A 17,229-nucleotide genomic window follows, 5' to 3' on the forward strand; every position below is an offset into this window, starting at 1 on the left:
TTCCCCCTCTCCCATAGACCGCAGAGACAGGAGTGAGGCCACGATGTTGATCGTGTACTTTTCTTCCACGACGGAAAACACCAAGCGATTCGTCGACAAGCTAGGCTATCGCTCCCAACGTATTCCGCTGCGCCCGGCACAAGAAGGCCACCTCAGTGTCGATGAACCGTTCGTGTTGGTATGCCCAACCTATGGGGGAGGGGTTTCGTTGACTCGAGGCACCGCCAAACCAGTTCCGCCGCAGGTCATTAAATTCTTGAATGATCCGGACAATCGCAAATATTTGCGTGCTGTCATTTCTGGTGGAAACAGCAATTTTGGTGCCGATTACGGCAAAGCAGGAGACATCATTGCTGCCAAGTGCAACGTGCCGTATGTCTACCGCTTCGAGCTCATGGGCACCACAGAAGACGTGGAGCTCGTCCGGCAAGGCCTAGATAACAACGCCCACCGGCTTGGCTTAGTAGAAGGTCTCGCATCATAACTTCATATACACCCCTAATTTCAGACTCTGCGTAATTGCACGCTGATACAACAGGACAAACAAGCAGGAAGGTTTTCCGTGACCACTCACGTCGGCAGAACCGTCGCCGAACCCGTCAATACCGATCATCAGCTCGACTACCATGCGCTGAACGCGTTGCTGAACCTTTATGACGAAAACGGACAGATCCAGTTCGATAAAGACCGCGAAGCGGCGAACCAGTACTTCATCCAGCACGTCAACCAGAACACCGTGTTCTTTCATGACCTGGAAGAAAAAATTGATTACTTGGTAGACAATGCCTATTACGATCCGGCTGTGATCGAGCAGTATGACTTCGAGTTCATCAAATCTCTGTTCAAGCAGGCCTATGCCTACAAATTCCGTTTCCAGACTTTCTTGGGCGCCTACAAGTACTACACCAGCTATACGCTGAAGACTTTCGACGGTCGTCGATACCTGGAGCGTTTTGAAGACCGTGTATCCATGACCGCGCTGTTTCTTGCCGACGGCGACGAGCAGATCGCCAAGGCCCTGGTCGATGAGATCATGTCCGGGCGTTTCCAGCCAGCCACCCCGACGTTTTTGAACGCAGGTAAGGCCCAGCGCGGTGAGTTGGTTTCGTGCTTCTTGCTGCGTATCGAAGACAACATGGAATCTATCGGCCGTTCCATCAACTCTGCCTTGCAGTTGTCTAAGCGCGGCGGCGGCGTGGCGCTGCTGCTGTCCAACGTGCGTGAATCCGGTGCACCGATCAAGCACATCGAGAACCAGTCTTCCGGTGTGATCCCTGTGATGAAGCTGTTGGAAGATGCCTTCTCCTACGCTAACCAGCTGGGTGCGCGACAGGGCGCTGGTGCAGTGTACTTGAATGCACACCACCCGGACATTCTGTCGTTTTTGGACACCAAGCGCGAAAACGCGGACGAGAAAATCCGCATTAAGACGCTGTCCGTCGGCGTGGTTATCCCTGATATCACCTTCGAGCTGGCTAAGCGCAATGAGGACATGTATTTGTTCTCGCCGTATGATGTCGAACGTGTCTACGGTAAAGCGTTCGCGGATATCTCGATTACCGAGCATTACGAAGACATGGTCGAAGATCCGCGCATCCGCAAGTCCAAGATCAACGCGCGCCACCTGTTCCAGACCATCGCTGAGCTGCAGTTTGAGTCCGGTTACCCGTATATCATGTTTGAAGATACGGTCAACCGTGCGAACCCGGTTAAGACCGGCCGGATCAACATGTCCAACCTGTGCTCGGAGATTTTGCAGGTTAATAGCCCATCGGTGCTGAATGCTGATCTGACGTATGATTCCATCGGCCACGATATTTCTTGTAACCTTGGTTCACTGAATATCGCGAAAGCCATGGACTCGCAGGATTTCGAGAAGACCATCGAGATGGCTATCCGTGCGCTGACCGCGGTGGCGGATAAGACCTCCATCGATTCCGTGCCGTCTGTGCGCGAGGGTAACAACAGCTCGCACGCCATCGGCCTGGGGCAGATGAACCTACACGGCTACTTGGGCCGCGAGCACATCTACTATGGATCTGAAGAAGCACTGGATTTCACCAACGCATACTTCGCGTCCGTCATGTATGCCTGCTTGAAGGCGTCGAACAAGCTAGCGCGTGAGCGTGGCGAGTACTTTGCGGAGTTCCCAGAATCTGACTACGCCAGTGGCGTTTTCTTCGACAGCTACGACCCAGCGGAGTTTGCTCCAAAGACTGACAAGGTCAAAGAGCTTTTCGCGAACTCGTCGATCACTACCCCGAGTGCGCAGGACTGGGCACAGCTGAAGCGCGACGTCGCCGAGCACGGCTTGTACAACCGTAACTTGCAGGCAGTGCCGCCGACAGGTTCGATTTCGTACATCAACAACTCGACGTCGTCGATCCACCCAATCGCGTCGAAGATCGAGATCCGCAAGGAAGGCAAAGTCGGCCGTGTGTATTACCCGGCGCCGCACATGGATAACGATAACCAACAGTACTTCCAGGACTCCTACGAAATCGGCTACGAAAAAATCATCGACACCTACGCCGAAGCGACAAAATACGTAGACCAAGGCCTGTCGTTGACGCTGTTCTTTACCGATACCGTGACCACGCGTGATATCAACAAAGCGCAGATTTATGCATGGCGCAAGGGCATCAAGACGCTGTACTACATCCGGCTGCGCCAGCAAGCACTGGAAGGCACCGAGGTCGAAGGTTGCGTTTCCTGCATGCTGTAAGGCTATAAGGCTGTGGTGCGGTGAAGCTGTAGTGCGCTGCGGCCGTGGAACCCTAAGACAGGACTGCTAGCTTTCGCGGTTATTCCAGCGAGCGTGCCACCTCGTGCAGTAATGCGTGCGATGTGCGCTCGGCGTGGATGCCGTCGCCGTCGCTGACGTATTGGGCCAACTCCTGGTGCAGATCCAGGGTGTTGGCCACTGGTTTATCAGAATCCACACCAAAAACGGTTTTGCCGCTGTGGACCGCAAAAAATACTGGGACGAGCGCTGCGAACATTTCGTTGCCGGAAGCCTGCAAAAGCAGCGAATGGAAGCGTAGGTCGGTGTCTAAGAATTCTGCTGCACTCGGGTCAGCGGGCAGTTTCGCGAGCTGCAATAAACGAGCCGCTAATTCCAGAATCTCCACCCGTTGATGCGGGGTGGCGTTCTCGGCGGCCTGTCGTGCCGCGACAGGTTCGACGGCCATGCGCAGCTCGTTCAGCGAGGTTAGCTGTGCGTCACGTTGGTTGGGTGCGGCTAAACGCCACCTGATCACCGCAGGGTCAAACAACGCCCATTGTTGCTGGTCTAGCACGGTGATGCCTACTCGTCGGCCAGATTGCACTAGACCGACGTGTTCGAGTGCGCGCATGGTCTCGCGGGCAACGGTGCGGGAAATTCCAAAACGTTCACAGATGGACTGCAGCGTGAAGTGCGAACCTGTGGCGTATTCACCGGCGACGATTTCTCGGCCGAGTTCGTCGAAGACGGACCCCAGCAGTGGGGTAGCGCTTGGTGCACCGTGGGGCTGGATCGACGGGGTCACAGGTGATCTGCCTTTCATTGTTGTCATTTGCCTGGTGGGCAACCGCTGGGAGTTAGTCACACGGTGACGCAACGGCTAGATTAGTAAGAAGAGATTGGGCACGTGAGAGCGTATTATCCACGCCCAATATTAAGTGAAAACACCGACGGAACGAGGTATTCCCATGACATCTGGTGCCGCTGCTAACGATCCACAGAAACCGGTGAAAGCCATCAACTGGAACACCATCCCGGATGATAAAGACCTAGAGGTCTGGGATCGGTTGACTGGTAATTTTTGGCTGCCAGAAAAGGTGCCTGTGTCCAACGACATTCCAACGTGGAAGACACTGACCGATAAGGAAAAAGAGACCACCATGCGGGTCTTTACCGGCCTGACGCTGTTGGATACTATTCAGGGCACTGTCGGCGCGGTCGCCATGTTGCCGGATTGCCAAACCCAGCATGAAGAAGCCGTGATGACGAATATTGCGTTCATGGAATCGGTGCACGCGAAATCCTATTCCAATATCTTCATGACTTTGGCGCCGACACCGATGATCAACGATGCGTTCCGCTGGTCGGAAGAAAACGAGCGTCTGCAGCGCAAGGCGCGGATTGTGCTGGATTATTACAACGGTGATGATCCGGACAAGCGCAAGGTCGCTTCGACGATCCTGGAATCGTTCCTGTTTTATTCCGGGTTCTACTTGCCCATGCACTGGTCCTCACGTGCGAAGCTGACGAACACCGCGGATATCATCCGGTTGATCATTCGCGACGAGGCCGTCCATGGTTATTACATCGGCTATAAGTATCAGCAGTCGGTGAAAAAACAGTCGGTGGAGCGTCAGGAAGAGCTGAAGAACTACACCTTCGAGCTTCTCTATGAACTCTACGAAAATGAGATGCAGTACACCGAGGATCTTTACGACGAGCTCGGCTGGACCGAAGACGTCAAGCGTTTCTTGCGTTACAACGCGAACAAGGCGTTGAACAACCTCGGTTACGAGGGCATGTTCCCGGCTGATGAGACTCGCGTGTCCCCAGAAATCTTGTCCGCGCTGGCGCCGAATGCCGACGAAAACCATGACTTCTTCTCTGGCTCTGGTTCTTCATATGTCATGGGCAAAGCGGAGCTGACAACCGACGACGATTGGGATTTCTAAGCCCCCGTCGAAAGTATGACACCAACCGGGGGAACGGATTAGTTCCGGAAAATTGAACTTTTCACAGAAACCTCAACAGTCACAGTGGGGTGGCTCACGGAGCATGTGCTTCCGCCCGAGCCACCTGCCCCGCTATGACTGGTGGGGTTTTTCGCGTTCTCGCACTTAAGCCGTCTATAGAAACAGCAACCGTGACGGTGGGGGAGTAGTCGTCGAAAAGAGCCTGGCTAAGGCTAGCTAAACCGGGTGATTAATGCCGTCGCGAGCATAGAAACAAAAACACTCAGTGGTTACCTAAAAAGCTCGCAGTGACCTAATATAAGTACACGTAATTAATTGGCATTTTCTGTACCTTCAGTGTGCTCTCAAGAGTCGTGCTGGTGGAGCGGCGAATGCTTTCGTAATTAGGAGGAATTATGACCGCTGTGGCGCCACGGCTTGATGATTACGTCGAGCCAACTCGTCCCCAGCCAACGGGGCATGAACGCACCGGGTCTAAGGCGTTGACAATTCTTTCAACCACCGACCACAAGCAGCTGGGCATCATGTACTTGATCATGTCCTTCAGCTTCTTCTTCCTTGGTGGTTTGATGGCACTGTTGATTCGTGCCGAATTGTTCACCCCTGGCCTGCAGATGCTGTCCAACGAACAGTTCAACCAGCTGTTCACTATGCACGGCACCGTGATGCTGCTGCTGTTTGCTACCCCGGTTGTGTGGGGTTTCGCTAACTACATCCTGCCGCTACAGATCGGCGCACCGGATGTGGCTTTCCCGCGTCTGAACGCTTTCGGTTTCTGGATTACCACCATCGGTGGCTTCGTCATGTTGGCTGGGTTCCTGACCCCAGGTGGTGCCGCTGACTTCGGTTGGACGATGTACATGCCTTTGGCGGATTCGATCCACACCCCAGGTTTGGGTGCTGACTTCTGGATCGTCGGTGTTGGTGCTACCGGTGTCGGTACCATCGCTTCGGCTGTGAACATGTTGACCACTCTGTTGACTCTGCGCGCACCAGGCATGACGATGTTCCGTATGCCAGTGTTCTGCTGGACTATCATGGTCGCCGCCATCTTGGCGCTGATGATCTTCCCAGTTCTGACCGCTGCTGCATTGGGAGTTCTGTATGACCGTCAGCTTGGTGCTCATATTTATGAGCCTGCTAACGGTGGCGCTATCCTGTGGCAGCACCTGTTCTGGTTCTTCGGCCACCCAGAGGTCTACGTGTTGGCTCTGCCATTCTTCGGTGTGATCTCCGAGATCGTTCCGGTCTTTTCCCGCAAGCCAGTCTTCGGCTACATCGGCTTGGTCTTCGCGACGTTGTCCATCGGTGGTATGTCGATGGCCGTGTGGGCACACCACATGTTCATTACCGGCGCTATCTTGTTGCCGTTCTTCTCGTTCATGACCTTCCTGATCGCCATCCCAACCGGCATGAAGTTCTTCAACTGGGTTGGCACCATGTGGAAGGGCCACATCACTTGGGAAACCCCAATGATCTGGGCCATGGGCTTTTTAACCACGTTCCTCTTCGGTGGTATGACCGGTGTCATGCTGGCTTCACCACCACTGGATTTCCACCTGGCAGAGTCCTACTTCCTGATCGCTCACTTCCACTACACCCTGTTCGGTACCGTTGTGTTCTCCGCCTTCGCGGGTCTGTACTTCTGGTTCCCGAAGATGACCGGTCGTATGCTGGACGAGCGCCTGGGCAAGATCCACTTCTGGTTGACCTTCATCGGCTTCCACGGCACCTTCCTGGTGCAGCACTGGGTCGGTAACATGGGTATGCCACGTCGTTACGCTGACTACCTGGACTCTGACGGATTCACCATCTACAACCAGATATCCACCGTTTTCGCCTTCGTCCTGGGTGCTTCGGTTATCCCACTGGTATGGAACGTCTTTAAGTCCTGGCGCTATGGTGAGGTCGTCACTGTCGACGATCCATGGGGCTATGGCAACTCCCTGGAGTGGGCAACCTCATGCCCACCACCGCGCCACAACTTCGTGTCGATGCCACGCATTCGTTCGGAGCGTCCAGCATTCGAGCTGCACTACCCGCACATGGTCGAGCGTATGCGCGCCGAAGCGCACTCTGGTGCTCACGAGTCCGGAGCACACGAAGATCCCCGTCAGGTTGCACAACCGACAGGTGCACACGCTAAGCGCTAGTGCATATAAGCAATGCTAGAGCGTGGGGAAACACGTTCTCGCGTTGCACATACTCACAGCAGGATTTAAACAGCATGGTTCTGGACAAAACAGCCACAGCGGTTGCGCTAGAACCAACTAGTACCTGCTAGCAAGCCAGCCCCCGCGCCCATCCACTCCTAGTGGGCAGCGGGGGTTTCGCTTATTCTAGAAACGGCCAGACCGGCAATATTTCGACATCATCGCTAAACACTGAGTCACTGTGAAAAGGTCACCGTGAAACGGTTACCGTGACAAGGTCACCCTACAACCGCCATCGCACACGTATTAGCGCGTAACAGAATCGAGGAACCTGTGAACCAACCAGCGCCCAGCACGATGCACACGACGGCAAAAACGCCCGCGACGGCTACGGCGGCTACGGCGGCTACGACGGCCATGAAAGCTGAACCCACCGTGCGTTTACAGGAGGGGCTTCGTTCTGCCGTCGTCATCGTGCGCGGCAAAGACCAAAAAGGCGTCTCCGCGGAATTTTTCCGCGTGCTCGCTCATTACGGTGTCCAGCTCTTGGATGTGCAGCAGTCGGAATTCTTGGGCTATTTGCAACTGGCAGCATTTACCGGAATCAAAGCTGAATATTTCGCAGAACTATCTGAGGCACTGACTGATGCATTAACCCCGTTGGGCCAGCAGGTGACCATCGAGTATTCGGCTGCGGACGAAAAGACTCCTGCACCTGCTCCGCGTTCCACCCACGTTGTCGTCGTGTTGGGTAACCCAGTGACGGCGCAGGCGATCTCGGCGATTGGTGCGACCTTGGCGAAGCACGGCGCGAATATCGACCGCATGCGTGGCATCGCCGATTACCCGGTGACCGGGTTAGAAATCTTCGTCTCAGTGGCCGACCCGGCACCGGGTGCTAGTGAAGAGCTCCGTGCGGCGCTAGCGCAACTGACAAGCAAACTGGGCGTCGATATCGCCATCGAGCGCGCGGGCTTGGCTCGTCGCGGTAAAAGATTGGTCTGCTTTGACTGCGATTCTACGCTGATTACCGGCGAGGTCATCGAAATGTTGGCTGCGCACGCAGGCAGGGAAGCGGAAGTCGCAGAGGTGACCGAGCGGGCAATGCGCGGTGAGCTGGACTTTGAAGAATCGCTGCGTGAACGAGTAAAAGCACTGGCTGGGCTGGATGCCTCTGTGGTGCAGGAAGTGGCTGACGCCATCGAACTAACCCCAGGTGCGCGCACCACGCTGCGCACGCTGAACCGCATGGGCTACCGCACTGCGGTCGTTTCTGGTGGTTTTATTCAGGTCTTGGAAGATCTCGCGGAAGAACTTGAGCTGGATTACGTGCGGGCCAACACACTAGAGATTGAAAACGGCAAGCTTACCGGCCGGGTGATCGGGCAGGTAGTGGATCGGGCCGCGAAGGCAAACTTCTTGGCGGAATTCGCTGCTGATTCGGGCCTGACGATGGCACAAACCGTGGCCGTCGGCGACGGTGCCAATGACATCGACATGATCTCCGCCGCTGGTCTCGGTGTGGCGTTCAATGCGAAGCCAGCGTTGCGGGAAATCGCCGATACGTCGGTGACCCACCCGTTTTTAGATGAAGTGCTCTACATCATGGGCATCCCGCGCACAGAGATCGATACTTCGGACCGCGAAGACGGCAGCTACCACCGCGTCACATTGGAATAACTCTGGACTAGCACCGGACCAGCTCTCGACTAGTTCTGCACTAACCTTTTCAGCGCACCCAGCACCGTGTTTTTATCTTGGGTGCGCCAAAACGGCGGCAGCGACGATAATAAAAACTGCCCGTAACGCTTAGTGACCACCCGGTTGTCCAATACCGCGACCACGCCACGGTCGGTTACTGATCGCAACAAACGCCCCGCACCCTGCGCCATCAACAGCGCGGCATGGGTAGCGGAGACTTCCATAAAACCGTTTCGCCCCGCTGCCTGCGCTGCCTCCGAACGGGCCTGCAGCAGCGGATTATCGGGCCGCGGAAACGGGATGCGGTCCATCAACACCAGAGAGCACGCCTTGCCGGGTACGTCCACGCCTTGCCACAGCGTCAAAGTGCCAAACAGCACCGAGTGTTCTTTTGCCGCAAACTTTTCGACGAGCGCACCAATCGAATCCTCACCCTGGACATAGACCGGGAAAGGCAACTTCGGGCGCAACTCGTCGGCCGCCTGCACTGCCGCCCGTTTCGAAGAGAATAAGCCCAGCGTGCGTCCACCGGCTGCCATGATCAGCTCGCGCATCTCTTCTACGGTTTCTGGTGCCAGACCATCTCTGCCTGGCTGCGGCAGATGCCTCGGAGCATACAAAATCCCGGACTTTGCCGGATCGAACGGGGTGCCAGCATCCAAGCTGTCCCACTTACCCTTGGGCAAACCCCACTGGGCGCCCATGGCGTCGAAACGCCCGCCCAATGTGAGTGTGGCTGAGGTCAACACCACGGTGTTTTCTCCAAATAAGCGTTCGCGCAGCAAATCCGCCACCGACAGTGGGGCGACGTGCAGCGTGTCGCCGTAGCGCTCATTGCGATCCAACCAGACCACATCGTCCTGGGCGGCTGGGTCCTCGGTATCGAAGACTTCCTGGATCCTGTGCACGGTCTCTTCGAGCGTGGCCAAGTGATTGCGCAGGTTATTGCGCTCGGCGGCGGTTTCTGGCTCGTTGGTGGCTTCGCCTTCTGGGGCGTCTTTCAAGGTGGCACGTAGCGACGACAAAAGCTCCGCGATGGCGCTCAGTTCCGAATCTGCGGCCTGATCCAATTCCGTCCAGCGTCCGTCGGCAAGCTCTTCAGTGGTAATCCGCCATTGTTCGGCGAGATTCTTCAAACGGGAATCCTTGCCTTCCGCGCCAAGTGGTCCGGCGCGATTGGCTGCCAAGGTCAGTGAGCGCGGAGAGAGTTCTGCGGTGGTTGCAGAGGTAATCCGGGCATCGAGTTCGTGGGCCTCGTCGATGATGACGCAATCGTGTTCGGGGAGGGTGTCGATTTCCGAAATCGCGTCGATGGCGAGCATGGCGTGATTCGTGACGACGACGTCGACCTCGCGAGCTTCTTGGCGGGCGAGTTCGGCGAAGCACTCCACGCCGTGCGGGCAGCGGGAAGCGCCGAGGCATTCTTGGGAGCTGACAGAAACGTGGCGCCAAGCGGCATCGCTGACACTGGTGTCAAGGTCATCGCGGTCGCCGGTCTCGGTTTCTTGGGCCCAGTTGTGCAGGCTGGCGATTTGTTTTCCTAGCCAGGTGATTGGTTGGGGGTTGCCGGGGCGTGCGGGCGTTTCGCTAGCAGCTCGTTCGGCTGCGTGCCCAAAACCTGTGGCGGCCTTTGGAGCAGCCTCTGCGGCGGCGTCGGTGGCAGCTGCCTCTTCGGCTGCAGCCTCTAATTCCGGCTCCAGTTGTGCTTGCGCGATTTTGTTCATGCACAGGTAGTTGGACCGGCCCTTCATAATTGCGAAAGTTGGCCGCCGGTCCATCACCGGCTCCAGGGCGTCGGCAAGCCGAGGCAGGTCGCGTTCGATGAGCTGGCGCTGCAAAGCCAGAGTCGCGGTGGAGACGATGACGCACGTATCGGTTTCTTGCGCGTGGCGAAACGCCGGGACCAGGTAGGCCAGGGATTTTCCGGTGCCGGTGCCGGCTTGGACTGCCAAGTGACGCCCGGAACCTAGGGCGGATTCGACGGCGTTGGCCATCCGGCGCTGGCCCGGGCGATCTGCACCACCGAAACCGCTCACGGCAGTGGCGAGAAGTTCTTCGGTGCTGCCGGTACTTGTGTTGCTGGCGCTGGCGCTGTTATTGGTGCTGGCAGACTCCATTTAGAACCCAGCCAGACGCGTCGGTACCGCAGGTTCACCGCGGCCCAAAGCCAAACCTTCCCACGGCAGGCTGGCAATACCAGCGGCCACTAGTTCGCGGGAGGCATGCAGGTCATCCAAGCCATCGACGATCTCGCCGTCGCGGATCAACGGAACCGTCAATTCGCGGATTTCTGAACCGGAATGCGCAGGTATCTCGCCGCCGAGCGGGTAGATGATTTCTTCCACGGCGACCCCGGTTTCACGGTACGTGCGCACGCCGGCTTTGGTGCCGCCGTCGGAGACCTTTCCGGACGAACGCTTCGAGACAGGCTTGCCCTCGACTTCCACCAGCTTGTACACCAGCGATGCCGTCGGCGAGCCAGAGCCAGTGACCACGGAAGTGCCGACGCCAAAGACATCGACGGGGTCACCGCGCAAACCAGCGATGGCGAATTCGTCGAGGTCAGAAGAGACTACGATTTTGGTGTTGGTCGCGCCGAGCCCATCAAGCTGTTTGCGCACCCGGCGGGTGAGTGCGCCGAGGTCACCGGAGTCGATGCGCACGCCCCCCAGCTCTGTGCCTGCAACAGCGACCGCGTTTTCTACGCCCCGGGTGATATCGAAAGTATCAACCAGCAGCGTCGTCGATGCACCGTGGCGTTTCACCTGCGCAGCAAAAGCTGATTTCTCATCCGGCTGGCCGTTCTCGTCGACGTGCAACAGGGTCCACGCGTGTGCGGCCGTCCCCTGCGCCGGAATGCCGTAACGGCTGGCGGCTTCCAAGTTTGAGGTGGCGTCGAACCCCGCGAGATAAGCTGCACGGGCAGCAGTTACCGCAGCGTATTCGTGTGTGCGACGCGAGCCCATTTCCAGCATGAAGCGCCCATCCGCAGCGCAGACCATGCGGGCAGCGGCAGAGGCCACAGCAGAATCCGCGTTCAAAATAGACAGCACGACGGTTTCCAAGACGACGCATTCGGCGAAAGTCCCGCGGACCGTCAAAATCGGTGACGAAGGGAAGTAGAGCTCGCCTTCGCGGTAGCCATCTACCTGGCCGCGAAAACGATAATTACGCAGGTATTCGATGGTTTCCGGTTGCAGGAAATCTAGCTGTTCTAGCTGTTTTTCAGTGAAGCGGAAATCGCGGATTGCTTCCAGCACTCGCGCCGTGCCAGCGACGATGCCGTAGCGGCGCTCGGTGGGCAAGCGCCGGGTGAAAACCTCGAAGGTGACGTTGCGGTGGGCGGTGCCGTCGGCAAGCGCGGCTTCGAGCATCGTCAGCTCGTATTTATCGGTTAATAGCGCAGTGGAAGCGGCAGGATGCTGCAAAGAATTCACACTCGCTAAGGATACACCCGGCATTCTTGCCGACGGCTGGTGGCCGCAGGGCGGCTGAGCGGGTTCAGCGGTCCTGAGCGGGTTCAACGGCCCTAAAGGTTGCCCATCGCTTTGGCCCGGGAGGTGCGGTAAATGCCCTCGCGTAGGTCATCGCTTGCCAGCGGCCACAGCGGCAACCACAGCTGCTCGAAGCGTCCCTCCGGGCGCACAGTTGGGTTCATGGGTTTGACTCTTTCAGGCGAGAGCGGGCGGTCAGTGTTCATTCCTCGACATGTTCAGAGTTTGCCACGAACCAAGTCAGATATTTCTGGGGATTTAGGGGACACCCCTAAAAGGGCTTTACAGGGCGAGCGAAGCGAGCTCCTTACCTCTGGCCCTCCCCACACTTATGGTTCCTCTCATGGACTCCTCGTCGTCCCCTCCGACCGTGGCGCACTTCTCTCAGACGTTCAATCCCTCACCGCACGCGTGCAGGCAAGCCCAGACCCCTCCATCGACCGTGACGCAGTCCTCGACCTCCTCGACGGTGTACCCGCGCTCCTGGAGCCGCACAGTGAGCGCCCCTCGCGTGTTGGGCGTGTTGATCTCACCCCCCGGGCAGCAACCGCGCCAGCGTTCTGGACGCGGCCGTCGCGCCGGTTTCTGATTTGGCGTACCCGCGCTTGCGCTGTTGTCGTGGCGCTGCCGCACGAGCGCTTGTGTGCTGGCTTGGCCCTGAACGCTTGCTGCGCGGTTTTGAACCCTGCTGGGTTACACACAGTAGGCACTTTTAGTGAGAAGTGGTTTTCCGCTGCTAGCAGGCGTGCGGTGCGGCAGAAAAGCTATAACGAACGTTCGGTATAGTGAGTCCATGGCCGCACGCAACGAGTGCGAGTTTTGCAGCGGACGCATCCCACGGCGCGGCGATCCACGAGGGCGCAAAGCACGCTTTTGTTCAGACACGTGCCGCGCGGCAGCGTCACGAAAGCGCCGTGAGCAACGCCACCGCGACGAGCCTGCCCAAGTGCGAAAACCAGATGAGTTTGAATTTGCGAACGCCTGCCGAGGAAGTGGCAGAAGCGGCCAATGTCGTGCGCACAATGGCGCGCAATTTGCGCGAGGGACGCGAGTTTTTGTGACCGAGCAGCACCGGGAATTGGTCGCAGCGGTTCACGACCTTGCCCAGATACTCGATGCAGCTACACCCGCCAGCGGCGCGGTAGCGCCGCCGGCATTACGCAGCAATCGCGCTCAGCGCAGAGCCGCGAAGCGTCGCTAATAACTATTCCGTGACACGCAAAAATCGAAAAGTTTTCCCCTAACAGTGGAAAAATATTTTCATTAATGCGACAATCAACTGCGTCGGCTACTCACGCCGTAAGACTCGTACGTGTAAGGAGATGGTGAAAATTAATCTTGGTGGCTTCGAACTTTTTGTACTTCTGTTGTTCGCGATCCTGGCGATTGCACTTGTAACTTTTATTGTTCTGTTCGCAAATAAAGTAATGAAGGCGTTAGACGAATTTTCTCGGCAGCGTAATGAATCTGAGACACCCTCACCGAGGAGATAATAAAAAGCGCTGGAGTGAACTGCTCCCCGTTTTCCGGACTGGGTTAATTCTCAATGGTTTGGGTCTTTGCAAGGGTCTGGTTCCGATATTGCATCGGGGCCAGGCCCTTAAATTGTTCCTGTAGCCGGGTCGTGTTGTATCACAGGATGTAATCATCAACAGCTTGGCAGAACTCATCGACGCTGCTGAAAGAAACACCGTGGTACATCTCAGATTTCAAGTGACCGAAGAAATTCTCCATCACTGAGTTGTCATAGCAATTGCCTTTCCGCGACATTGACTGCACGCCACCAATGTTTGTAATCAGGTTGCGCCAGCTGGTGTGCTGGTACCAGAAGCCTTGGTCGGTGTGCACAATGAGTCCTTCAGCCGGGCTGAACAGGGCAATGGCATCGGATAACGATTGTGATGTGAACTTGGTATTCGGTGATCTGGACAGCGTATGAGCCAAGATTGTTCGGTCACACAGATCCAAAATCGGCGACAAGTAGACCTTGGTGCCTGCGACTCGGAACTCGGTGACGTCGCTAACCCACGCTTTATTCGGTGCACTTTGCTCGAAGTTGCGCTCAAGCACGTTATCGGCAATGTGGCTCATAGCTCCGCGGTAAGAGTTGTACCTCTTACGCCTGATTTTCGATACTAATCCCAGCTGTCGCATCAGCTTGCGAACCAACTTCTTATTGACGATCTCATTCTCGTTGCGTAACCCACGCCATACACGGCGGTAACCATACGTGGCGTTGGAGTTGCTAAAGATCTTCGTTATTAGTTTCTTCAGATGGGCATATTTATCCGGTTCATCAAGGCGACGCTGATGTTCGAAGAAGGTCGACCTGGACAGGCCAGATACGGTGATCAAGTCATCGAGGCGGTGGTCAGACTTAACAGTGATGATGGCTTCGACTTTTAGCCTCGTCGCTGATCCCTGGGGTCCCGCAATTTTTTTAGGTACGCCAATTCAGCCTTGCCAAGCTCATTTTCACCTCGCAGTTTGTCTTCTTCGGTCAGTGGTGCAGGCCGAGCAGAGTCTTGAGGCCTGCCCTTCGGATTCGGCCGTAGTGCATCAATACCATCCTTGTTGACCTTTCACACCCAATGACTAATCAGGTCAGGCGAGGACAAGCCGAATTCTTCGGCAAGATCGGCTTTGGTCTCGCCGGCTTTATGGCGGCGAAGGATCTGAATCTTGGTGTCGAAGGAGTACTGTTTCCTCGTTGGTTTGCTCACAAGACAAAGTCTGCCATGTAAACGGAATCGACCCTTAAGCCTTCGAACCTGGCCCCGCTTGACTCCGAGACGATTAGCCACCGCGCTAGCGCCATAGCCGTGCTCAAATAGTTCCACTGCTTGTTCACGTTGAGCCTGGCTCAGGTTGCTGTGTGGATGCATAGAAAACTCCCCATAATCTGGTTTCTGATTTCTCAGTCCGGATTATGGGGAGCAGTTCAGAGAAGGATCCTTCTCCAGCGCTTTTTTTATTGCCTTTACGGTTTGATCTCTACACAGGCGTAGTTACTCCACGCTCCTGAAATCTTTACGCGACCGCACATTGGACCAGCATCAATATCACGATTGAAGTCCCAGCTCTGGGTAGCCCTCACCAGCCCTGAATCAGGCCCCTTGGTCTCTGCGCGTCGTTCTCCGCTCTCATACCAAGCAAGCTCAAATTCTTCAGCGCTGGCATTCGATCCCGCAATGTCAGTGCCTGGAAAATAGTTCACGTAAGCACTATCAACATGTAGACCTTGCCCCCTAACGTTCATTGAAACGTAGGCACCGTTGCCGCCAGGAGCGATAGTGATCCCATCAGCAGAGCGCGTCGAGACTCCACCACTTTGATTGGAGACAGGAGCAACTGAAGTCTGAGTTGCGCCTTGCTGAACTTGAGTCTGTTTGATCGCGTCTTCAACAGAGGGATTTTCTGCTGCAGAAGCTGCGCTTATTGGACCGGCGATTGTAATGAGGAGTGAAGAGGCGGCTGCGAGAGCCTTCATCTTTTTGCTCATTTTCCCTTCCTTTAATGAAAATCGAAACCAAATCTAGCGCTTTTATTGTAAGCCAGGAAAAGGATTTCCGCTCGCTATCTAGCGGAAATTAATGGTCATGCTTGGTCGTGGAAATCAGGAAGATTTCTCTTGTGCTTCAGTCGCGTAGCGGTGGACGGTGCCGACTGAGTATCCGGTCTCGTTGGTGATGGCGCAGATGGTAAGTCCTTGGTAGCGCAACTCCCGGACACGCTTGCGTTTCTCGTCGGCGCGCGAGGAAGTCCTCGCGTGGTTCAGAAGTCCAGCGAGCAAGGGTTCGGACGGGTACGCCGGTTAATTTCGAAGCTTCTTTAAGGGGGCATACCGTTACGAGAAAAGATTGGTTTATTCACCTTGAATCCACTCCTGGACGACGATCTGTCGGTACTCCTGTGTGCTTATAGTTTCGTGTTTTTCTGGAGCGGGGTTTGAATTAGATGCTTTCAGCACGCGTTCCGCTTCCGCAGTGCGTTCAGTGGCTGTAGCCGTTCGAGCCTTCCCGCTCCTCTTGCCACGTGCGCTTTGGGGATGGGTGTGAATGTTGCGTCGTAGGCGGCGGGGCCGTCGGCCCACATGCGTGACTTCGTGATGATCCATTTGTGGATCGAGCGCGCGATGTGGTCGACCTCCGCGACGGGTAGCGGGGTTTCGAACTGCGTTTGGTTGAGCAGTTGGGCTTCTTCCTGGATTATGCGCCCGAGACCCTGGGGGTCGCCGAAGTGGTAGCTAATTTCGCGGTACGCCCACGTCCTGGCGGACTCGAACAGGGCGCAGTTGCGGCCAAGTCCGACGGGGTTTTTACGGCGGGTTCGTTTCCACGTCTGTGGCGGTATGAAGCCGGTTTCTTCGAGCCAGAACGTCAGCTCATCGAGCGTGTACAGGTGGTCGGTGACCTAGTGGCTGTCCCACGATTCGTGCTCCGGGTTTTGGTGATCAGACCTGAATAGCCCCGGTCACCGTCAACAGATCGGCGCAGGCCCTCCACGACTGCCGTGGCGTAGGCCAAGGGCTTGCGGCGCGCGTACTCGGTGCGGGCAAACGGCGCTTTCAGCGCCCAGACCGCATGTGCGTGGCCGTTAGTGGGGTTTTCCACCACCGCGTTAGGCCGCCAGCTTTCGCGGTCCCACATCGAGCGTATGAGCGCGTCGTTGTGGTCGATGTCGACGACGAGGAGGTTACTTATCACGTCTGGGTTCGCTTCGATGTAGCGCTTGTAGGTTCTTGAACTATGTGGATGTCTAGTATGCAGAAATCACGGGAACGAGTCAGTAAACTGGCAATCATGAATACGCGCAAGTCTGAGGTTCACGAGTCGGAAGTTTCTGTAGCACTAGAAACCTCCGCTATGGAAGTGCACGCATCTAGCCCAATGGCCAGCCCCGAGCTGGATGAAGAAATTGACGTTGAGGTTGCTACGAGTGCGAACCTGCCGTGGATGTGCATCGTGTGGGATGACCCCGTCAACCTCATGAGCTATGTGACTTACGTGTTCCAAACCGTGCTGGGCTATTCGAAGTCCCGCGCGCAGGAGCTGATGATGCAGGTGCATTCGGAAGGCAAAGCCGTGGTGACCTCCGGTGAGCGCGATAAGGTGGAAGCCGATGTGAAAAAGCTGCACACCGCTGGGCTGTGGGCGACGATGCAGCAAGCGGGCTAATCCCCG

Annotated in this window: 15 protein-coding genes and 2 pseudogenes; 7 read left to right on the forward strand and 10 right to left on the reverse strand. The window is 56.4% G+C overall.

Translation table 11 applies throughout. The features are described 5' to 3' along the window. Positions 1-43: 43 nt before the first annotated feature. Positions 44-484 carry a class Ib ribonucleoside-diphosphate reductase assembly flavoprotein NrdI gene (gene nrdI, locus QP888_RS04885; protein WP_284812384.1) on the forward strand — a complete coding sequence of 147 codons (441 nt, stop codon included), beginning with the start codon at positions 44-46 and terminating at the stop codon, positions 482-484. Between the two features lie 78 nt (positions 485-562). Further along, a complete protein-coding gene (nrdE, locus tag QP888_RS04890; protein WP_284812385.1) occupies positions 563-2,725 on the forward strand; it encodes a class 1b ribonucleoside-diphosphate reductase subunit alpha in 2,163 nt (720 codons plus the stop codon). 79 nt (positions 2,726-2,804) lie between these two features. Here the strand turns inward: nrdE and QP888_RS04895 are convergent, their stop codons facing one another. Beyond that, complete coding sequence (locus QP888_RS04895; RefSeq protein WP_284812386.1) at positions 2,805-3,548, reverse strand: FadR/GntR family transcriptional regulator; 744 nt, start codon at positions 3,546-3,548, stop codon at positions 2,805-2,807. Between the two features lie 145 nt (positions 3,549-3,693). Here QP888_RS04895 and nrdF point away from each other — a divergent pair, with 145 nt between their 5' ends. The 3 genes from nrdF to serB all read left to right on the forward strand — a co-directional run bounded on the left by nrdF (position 3,694) and on the right by serB (position 8,531). Continuing rightward, the gene (nrdF, locus tag QP888_RS04900; RefSeq protein ID WP_284812387.1) at positions 3,694-4,677 is read left to right on the forward strand and encodes a class 1b ribonucleoside-diphosphate reductase subunit beta; all 984 of its coding nucleotides are present in this window, start codon (positions 3,694-3,696) and stop codon (positions 4,675-4,677) included. Between the two features lie 416 nt (positions 4,678-5,093). After that, complete coding sequence (gene ctaD / locus QP888_RS04905; RefSeq protein ID WP_284812388.1) at positions 5,094-6,851, forward strand: aa3-type cytochrome oxidase subunit I; 1,758 nt, start codon at positions 5,094-5,096, stop codon at positions 6,849-6,851. A gap of 417 nt (positions 6,852-7,268) precedes the next feature. Next, entirely contained in the window at positions 7,269-8,531 is a 1,263-nt protein-coding gene (serB, locus tag QP888_RS04910) for a phosphoserine phosphatase SerB (RefSeq protein ID WP_284812429.1), read from the forward strand. A gap of 29 nt (positions 8,532-8,560) precedes the next feature. Here serB and QP888_RS04915 read toward each other — a convergent pair whose 3' ends face one another. The 3 genes from QP888_RS04915 to QP888_RS04925 all read right to left on the reverse strand — a co-directional run bounded on the left by QP888_RS04915 (position 8,561) and on the right by QP888_RS04925 (position 12,210). Then, a complete protein-coding gene (locus QP888_RS04915; RefSeq protein ID WP_284812389.1) occupies positions 8,561-10,669 on the reverse strand; it encodes an ATP-dependent DNA helicase in 2,109 nt (702 codons plus the stop codon). Beyond that, entirely contained in the window at positions 10,670-12,013 is a 1,344-nt protein-coding gene (locus QP888_RS04920; RefSeq protein WP_284812390.1) for a nicotinate phosphoribosyltransferase, read from the reverse strand. A gap of 68 nt (positions 12,014-12,081) precedes the next feature. Beyond that, entirely contained in the window at positions 12,082-12,210 is a 129-nt protein-coding gene (locus tag QP888_RS04925; protein ID WP_284611926.1) for a hypothetical protein, read from the reverse strand. 621 nt (positions 12,211-12,831) lie between these two features. Here QP888_RS04925 and QP888_RS04930 point away from each other — a divergent pair. Beyond that, complete coding sequence (locus tag QP888_RS04930; RefSeq protein ID WP_284611927.1) at positions 12,832-13,107, forward strand: hypothetical protein; 276 nt, start codon at positions 12,832-12,834, stop codon at positions 13,105-13,107. 475 nt (positions 13,108-13,582) lie between these two features. Here the strand turns inward: QP888_RS04930 and QP888_RS04935 are convergent. The 6 genes and pseudogenes from QP888_RS04935 to QP888_RS04955 all read right to left on the reverse strand — a co-directional run bounded on the left by QP888_RS04935 (position 13,583) and on the right by QP888_RS04955 (position 16,752). Beyond that, a pseudogene (locus QP888_RS04935) lies at positions 13,583-14,864 on the reverse strand (IS3 family transposase). Continuing rightward, positions 14,812-14,931: pseudogene (locus QP888_RS11100) on the reverse strand (hypothetical protein); the annotation flags it as partial. The pseudogenes QP888_RS04935 and QP888_RS11100, both read right to left, overlap by 53 nt. A 95-nt stretch (positions 14,932-15,026) precedes the next feature. Continuing rightward, positions 15,027-15,548 carry a hypothetical protein gene (locus QP888_RS04940; protein ID WP_284611929.1) on the reverse strand — a complete coding sequence of 174 codons (522 nt, stop codon included), beginning with the start codon at positions 15,546-15,548 and terminating at the stop codon, positions 15,027-15,029. A gap of 114 nt (positions 15,549-15,662) precedes the next feature. Further along, positions 15,663-15,839: a hypothetical protein gene (locus tag QP888_RS04945; RefSeq protein ID WP_284812391.1), complete on the reverse strand. Its 177-nt coding sequence runs from the start codon at positions 15,837-15,839 to the stop codon at positions 15,663-15,665. A 170-nt stretch (positions 15,840-16,009) separates the two neighbouring features. Beyond that, positions 16,010-16,447 (reverse strand): primase C-terminal domain-containing protein, encoded by a 438-nt coding sequence (locus tag QP888_RS04950; protein ID WP_350338227.1) that lies wholly within the window; start codon positions 16,445-16,447, stop codon positions 16,010-16,012. Beyond that, positions 16,426-16,752, reverse strand: a complete 327-nt coding sequence (locus tag QP888_RS04955) for a replication initiation protein (protein WP_284611931.1) — start codon at positions 16,750-16,752, stop codon at positions 16,426-16,428. Before QP888_RS04955 ends, QP888_RS04950 begins: the two co-directional genes overlap by 22 nt. Positions 16,753-16,911: 159 nt before the next feature. Between QP888_RS04955 and clpS the strand changes: the two genes are divergently transcribed. Continuing rightward, a complete protein-coding gene (gene clpS / locus QP888_RS04960) occupies positions 16,912-17,223 on the forward strand; it encodes an ATP-dependent Clp protease adapter ClpS (protein WP_026167937.1) in 312 nt (103 codons plus the stop codon). Positions 17,224-17,229 lie beyond the last annotated feature (6 nt).

The sequence above is a fragment of the Corynebacterium sp. MSK297 genome (assembly GCF_030232885.1).
Classification (GTDB): Bacteria; Actinomycetota; Actinomycetes; order Mycobacteriales; family Mycobacteriaceae; genus Corynebacterium.